The sequence below is a fragment of the Pseudonocardia sp. KRD291 genome (assembly GCF_019263595.1).
Lineage (GTDB): Bacteria > Actinomycetota > Actinomycetes > Mycobacteriales > Pseudonocardiaceae > Pseudonocardia.
Window position 1 is genome coordinate 1 of record NZ_JADQDD010000336.1, and the last position, 6148, is coordinate 6148.

Sequence of the window (6148 nt, forward strand, 5' to 3'; positions counted from 1 at the left end):
CGGCGTCGCGGGCCAGTACGACGCCGCGGTCGTAGCGCACGGCGTAGCCGAACACGTTCTGCGCCGTCGGCAGCGCCGCGCACACCACGACGGCCAGCAGGGCCGGCCCGGTCAGGCCCAGGACTGGTCCGCCCATCACCCAGGCCAGCAGCGGGTGCACGACGTTCTTCAGCGCCACCGCCGACCACAGCGACACCGCGGTCTCCCCGGTGCCCGGCCGGGCCGCCCCGTTCAGCGAGATGCCGAAGGCCAGCAGCATCGCCGGCACCGCCATGTCCGCGATCAGCCCGATCGGCGCCGCGACCGGCTCCGGCAGCACGATCCCGGTCCCCGACACCACCAGTCCCGCGGCGGTCGCGACCGCGATCGGGTTGCGCAGCGGCGCGACGACCGTGCGCAGCACCGAGGGCCGCTCGCCGCCGGACCCGTCCGGCAGCACGTCGAGCAGCGTGGTGAACACCGGGGTGAGCACGGCCAGCTGGAACAGCAGGATCGGCGCGACGGCGGCCGCGTCACCGAGCACGTAGACCGCGATCGGCAGGCCGAGGTTGCCGGCGTTGACGTAGCCGGAGGCCATCGCGCCGACCGCGACCTCCCCGGGCGGACGCCGCCGCGCCAGCCCGATCGGGACGAACAGCAGGCAGGCCACCGTGCTCGTGACGGCCGTGACCAGCAGCGCGGAGGAGAACACCGCACCGATGTCGGCCCGGGCCAGGGTGGTGAACAGCAGCGCCGGGGAGGCGACGAAGAACGCCGTCCGCGAGAGCACCCGCGTCGCGTCCGGGCCCAGCAGCCCGGCCCGCCCGATCAGGTGACCGACGACGACGACGACCCCGATGACGAGGAAGCCCTCCAGCACACCGGTCACGTCTTCGCAGGCTACGGCTGTGACGCCGGTCAAGCGCCGGTGAGGTCACCGCCCGCTACCGGCATCGCGGCCACGATCCGGGTGACCGCGTCGGTCATGTGCGCCTCGAGTGTCGTCACGAAGCGGTGCGCGTCGCCGTCCCGGACGGCGTCGCGCAGGGTCTGGTGCTCGGCGAGCAGGTCCGGGGCCGGTGGCGCCGTCTCCTGCAGCGCGGCCAGGCACATCCGGGTCTCGACCAGCAGCGCGTCGGTCATCCGGCGCAGGCGGGGACTGCCCGAGGCGGCGACGAGCTCGGCGTGGAAGTCGTGGTCGGCGTCGGCGAGGGCGACCGCGTCGCCGGCCCGCGCGGCGGCCTCCATCGCCCCCAGCGCCCCGGTCAGGCGGGCCGCGGCGGCACCGCGGTCACCGGCCAGCACCAGCAGCGCGGCCGCCCGCTCGACGGCGGTGCGGGCGATGTAGACGTCGCGGACATCGTCGGCGTCGAGCTCGCGGACGAACAGCCCGCGATGGCGCTCGCTGCGCAGCAGCCCCTCGGCGACCAGGCGCTGCATCGCCTCGCGCAGCGGGCCCCGGCTGACCCCGAGCCGCCCGGCCAGCTCGACCTCGCCGAGCTGGGTGCCGGGCGGGAACGTCCCGCGCATGATCGCGGTGCGGATCCGGTCCGCCACGATCTCCGCGGTGGACCGCCTGCTGACCGGTTCCAGCTCGCTCATGTCCAGAGCCATGGTGTCCGTACCCCGCTCACGCCGTCGTGGCGAAGAGCGTCCCCAGGTTCGGCCGGGCGATGTCCGCCCCGGCCAGCCGCAGTCCCTGCCACATGCTGACCTGGTTCGCGGTCAGCACCGGCTTGCCGACGCGGGCGTCGAGGGCGTCGAGCAGCCCGACGGTGTGCAGCGCGGTGTCGGGCAGCAGGACGGCTTGTGCCTGCGGGGCGTCCGCGGCGACCGCGGCCGCGAAGTCCAGCACCAGCTCGCCGGGCAGGGTGCCGACCTCGGCCGCGGTGATGATGTCGCGCGCGGACACGGTCAGCACCGTGATGCCGTGGTGGGCGAGGAACTCGACGAATCTCCCGGCGACGTCCGGCGGGTAGGTCGCGCCCAGCGCCACCGAGGAGACCCCGAGCCGCTGGCAGGCCTGCACGAACGCGAACGACGTGCTCGACGCCGGCACCCCGGCCGCGGACCGCAGCGCCGCGACCTGCTCGGCCGCGCCGTCCGGGCCGAAGACGAAGCTGCCCGACGTGCAGGCCCAGACGATCGCGTCCAGCGGCCCGAACTTGTCGGCGACGGCGCGGGCCCCCTCGGCGAGCACGTCGTCGCCGCCGATGTCGAGCAGCGCGTCCACCCGGTGGGCGTCCTCACGCATCTCGGTGTGCACCAGCGGCAGCGTGCTGCCGTCGGTCAGGAGCGCCTCGGCGCGCGGGTAGTCGTCCTCGGCCGAGTAGCCGGGGTACAGGATGCCGACGGTCTTGCCACTCATGTTGTCGACAATCCTACAGGCGGGGCGGGGACGCAAGTCCGTCCCTCGCCCGGCCGCCAGGCCGAGAGCAGCGCCCCGCCGCCGACGGCCGCACGGTCGATCTTGCGCAGCGCGTCCCACATCGTCACCTGGTTCGCCGTGATCACCGGCTTGCCCAGTGCCTGCTCCAGGGGCTCGATCACGTCGTAGGTGGGCAGGTTGGTGCAGCTGATGAACAGCGCCTCGGCCTCCGGGCGGTCCACCGCACGCACGATGTCGACGACCTCGGCGTAGGTGGTCCGCCAGATGTTGCCGATCAGGCCCAGCCCCTCGCTGGCCACTGTCTCCACGCCGTGGTCGTCGAGGAACCCGATCAGCCGCGACGTGACCGCCTCGATGTAGGGCGTGGCGATGGCCAGCCTGCGCACCCCGAGCAGCGCCAGCGCCTCGATCAGCGCCCCGGACGTCGTGGACGCCCGCGGTGCGCCGGCGTCGAGGATCGTGCGGTGCAGCACGTACTCGGCCGACGCCCCGCCGACGAAGCTGCCCGACGTGCAGGCGTAGCTGACCACCCCGGGCCGCGGGGTCAGGACGTCCCGGGTCGCGCGGCGCACCGGGCGCCGGTCGGCGATCGCCTCGGCCATGTCGACGGTCATCGGCGTGGTCAGGAACGGCATCCGCGTCAGGTACAGCGAGACGTCCTCGGGCGCCCAGCGCCACAGCTCGCGGTCCAGGGCGAAGTCGAACGGCGCGATCATCCCGACGCCGGGGGCGTCGACCAGCTCGTCGTCGACCCGGCTGCGGGCGTGCCGGAGCCCGCCCGCCGGCTCCTGGGTGAGCCCGACGGACAGTTCCGCGGGCACGTCTCAGCCCTCGAGTCGGGAGTAGACGAGCCGCTCGCCGACGCTGCCCGAGCGCCACACGTCGTGACAGGCCGCGGCCATCTCGTCGAGGCCCTCGGTGATCGAGGCCCAGACGTTGCCGACCACCCAGCCGACGTCGCCGTTGAGCAGCAGGTTGTTGCGACCGTAGAAGATCGCCAGGTCGATCCCGCCGGCCTCGGCGTCGATGCCCTGGTCGTCCTTGAACGAGGCGTCGAGCATGCCGCCGTGGAAGTCGAAGTAGCAGACGTCGCCCGGGATCGGGGTCACCGTCGGGTTCTCCTGACCGATCCGCGGGCCGAACCGGCGGACGATCGTGTAGACCTCGTTGCGCGCGTACTTGGCGTGCTGGGCGTCGCCGCCCAGCGGGCCGTCGGCGAGCGCGTCCCAGACCGCGGCGCAGGTGCGCGGCGCGGCGGACTCGAGCAGTTCGGCCACGCAGGACACGCCGCGGCGTTCGAGCGAGATCCTGATCAGTTTGGGCACGGGAGATCCCCCTGGATGACGAGCAGGTGTGTGGGTGACCTCCGCCGCTCGTGAGTCGTACCGGCACCGAACGCAGCAGATTGTTGACAACTATAGGAGCGGTTCCTAGCGTGTCAATCTCCCGCCCCGAGCCTCTGAGAGGATCTTCGATTGGCAATTCCCGCAGGTCAGGACGCTCTCACCATCACCGTCCTGCATGGCGAGGACATGCCACCGGGGCTCTCGGACCGCGTGGGTGACGCACATCTCCGGTTCGCCGACGACGCATCCCTGGCCGACGCGCTGCCCGGTTCCGACGTGTTGCTCACATGGGACTTCACCTCCGACGCCGTGCGCGGCGCCTGGGCGGGCGGCGGCGACTCCGTGCGCTGGGTGCACACCGCCAGTGCCGGCGTCGACCGCGTCGCGTTCCCGGAGCTGCTCGCCTCGGAGGTGACGCTGACGAACTCGCGCGGTGTGTTCGACGTCCCGATGGCCGAGTACGTCCTCGGCGCGGTACTGGCCTTCGCCAAGGACCTGCCGCGCTCGCTGCGCCTGCAGGACACCGGGATCTGGCGGCACCGCGAGACCGAGCCGGTCGCCGGGCGCACCGCCGTGGTCGTCGGCAGCGGGCCGATCGGGCACGCGATCACCTCGCTGCTGCGCGCCGTGGGGCTGCGCGTCGAGCTGGTCGGGCGCACCGCCCGGGACGGCGTGCACGCCTTCGACGCACTCGACGGTCTGCTGCCCGGGGCCGACTTCCTGGTCCTGGCCGCGCCGCTGACCGACCAGACCCGCGGGCTGCTGCACAAGGGCTCGATCGACCGTATGCGCAACACCGCGCGGGTGGTCAACGTCGGGCGCGGGCCGCTGATCGTGCAGGACGACCTGGTCACCGCGCTGGCCTCGGGCCGGATCGCCGGCGCGGCGCTGGACGTCTTCGAGACCGAGCCGCTGCCCGCGGACTCTCCGCTGTGGACGATGGCGAACGTCATCGTCTCCCCGCACATGTCCGGGGACATCGTCGGCTGGCGCGACGCGCTGGTGGACCTGTTCGCCGAGAACCTCGCGCACTTCCGGGACGGCCGGGAGCTGCGCAACGTCGTCGACAAGGCCCGTGGATACGTGAGCACCTCCGGAGGAACCTCGTGAGCACCGCCGACCTCAGCGCCACCGAACTCCTCGCGGGGTACCGCTCCGGTGAGATCTCCCCGGTCGAGGCGACCCGGGACGCGCTGGACCGGATCGAACGCCACGACGGCGCCGTGAACGCGTTCTGCCTGGTCGACCCCGACTCCGCGCTGGCGTCGGCGAAGGACTCCGAGGCGCGCTGGCAGGCCGGTGAGCCGGTCGGCCCGCTGGACGGCGTCCCGACCTCGATCAAGGACGTGTTCCTGACCGCCGGCTGGCCCACCCGGCGCGGCTCGACCACGACCAGCGCCGAGGGCCCGTTCGAGGTCGACGGCCCGCCGGTGGCCCGGGTCCGCGAGGCCGGTGCGGTGCTGATCGGCAAGAACACCACCCCGGAGCTGGCCTGGAAGGGCGTCACCGACTCCCCGCTGACCGGGGTCACGACGAACCCGTGGAACCCCGCGCTGACCGCCGGCGGCTCCTCCGGGGGCAGCGCGGCGGCGGTCGGGCTGGGCATGGGTCAGCTCTCGATCGGCACCGACGCGGGCGGCTCGGTGCGGATCCCGGCCGCGTTCACCGGCACAGTCGCGCACAAGCCGACCTACGGGCGGATCGCGCACTACCCGGGCAGCCCGTTCGGGACGCTCGCCCACCCCGGCCCGATGACGCGCACCGTGGCCGACACCGCGCTGCTGCACGACGTCATCTCCCGTCCCGACCTGCGCGACCCGTGGGTGCTCGACGTGGCCCGGGAGTCGGCCGTGGAGCGTCTGGCCGGCGGGGCCCAGGGACTGCGGATCGCCTTCTCCCCCACCCTCGGCTTCGCCGACGTCGACCCGGAGGTCGCCGGGCTGGTGGCGGCCGCGGCGGCGGTGTTCACCTCGCTCGGGGCCACGGTCGAGACCACCGACCCCGGTTTCGCGGACCCGGTCGAGCCGTTCGAGGTGCTCTGGAACGCCTCCGCGGCGAAGTCGCTGCAGCCGATCGGCGCCGAGGGTCGCGCGCGGATGGACCCGGCCCTGGTCGCGGTCGCCGAGGCCGGCGAGCGGGTCAGCGCCGTCGACTACCTGAGCGCGATGGCCGTGCGCAACGACCTGGGCACCCTGATGGGCACTTTCCACGCCGAGTACGACCTGCTGCTCACCCCGGCGCTGCCGATCACGGCGTTCCCGGGCGGGCTGGAGGTGCCGGAGGGCTCGGCGAACCCGCGCTGGTGGTCCTGGACGCCGTTCACCTACCCGTTCAACATGACCCAGCAGCCGGCGACGAGCGTGCCGTGCGGGTTCACCGCGGCGGGGCTCCCGGTGGGCCTGCAGGTCGTCGGCCCGCGTCACGCCGACGCCAC

7 protein-coding genes are annotated in these 6148 nt (G+C 73.5%); 2 read left to right on the forward strand and 5 right to left on the reverse strand.

Going from position 1 to position 6148, the window contains the following annotated elements:
• From I4I78_RS28795 to I4I78_RS28815, 5 genes are all read right to left on the reverse strand, one after another.
• On the reverse strand, window positions 1–868 hold an 868-nt coding region (locus I4I78_RS28795), incomplete at its 3' end, for an AEC family transporter (protein ID WP_218614654.1).
• Window positions 869–897: 29 nt separating this feature from the next.
• On the reverse strand, window positions 898–1593 hold the full coding sequence (locus tag I4I78_RS28800) for a GntR family transcriptional regulator (RefSeq protein WP_218614655.1): 696 nt from the start codon (window positions 1591–1593) through the stop codon (window positions 898–900).
• A gap of 16 nt (window positions 1594–1609) precedes the next feature.
• On the reverse strand, window positions 1610–2347 hold the full coding sequence (locus I4I78_RS28805; protein ID WP_218614656.1) for a maleate cis-trans isomerase: 738 nt from the start codon (window positions 2345–2347) through the stop codon (window positions 1610–1612).
• Entirely contained in the window at window positions 2344–3189 is an 846-nt protein-coding gene (locus I4I78_RS28810) for an Asp/Glu racemase (RefSeq protein WP_374225937.1), read from the reverse strand. The genes I4I78_RS28805 and I4I78_RS28810 overlap by 4 nt, the downstream gene beginning before the upstream one ends.
• Window positions 3190–3192: 3 nt before the next feature.
• Window positions 3193–3693 (reverse strand): DUF3830 family protein, encoded by a 501-nt coding sequence (locus tag I4I78_RS28815; RefSeq protein WP_218614657.1) that lies wholly within the window; start codon window positions 3691–3693, stop codon window positions 3193–3195.
• Between the two features lie 150 nt (window positions 3694–3843).
• On the opposite strand from I4I78_RS28815, the gene I4I78_RS28820 reads away from it, so the two are divergent.
• Together I4I78_RS28820 and I4I78_RS28825 are read left to right on the forward strand one after the other, a co-directional pair.
• Window positions 3844–4824 (forward strand): D-2-hydroxyacid dehydrogenase, encoded by a 981-nt coding sequence (locus I4I78_RS28820; protein WP_226380629.1) that lies wholly within the window; start codon window positions 3844–3846, stop codon window positions 4822–4824.
• The coding region (locus I4I78_RS28825) for an amidase (RefSeq protein ID WP_218614658.1) at window positions 4821–6148 on the forward strand (1328 nt) is incomplete at its 3' end. The genes I4I78_RS28820 and I4I78_RS28825, both read left to right, overlap by 4 nt.

What these genes read in the sequence shown, in the direction of transcription:
- I4I78_RS28800 (WP_218614655.1), bottom strand. Translation starts at nt 1,593, where the DNA reads ATGGCTCTGGACATGAGCGAGCTGGAACCGGTCAGCAGGCGGTCCACC.
- I4I78_RS28805 (WP_218614656.1), bottom strand. Translation starts at nt 2,347, where the DNA reads ATGAGTGGCAAGACCGTCGGCATCCTGTACCCCGGCTACTCGGCCGAG.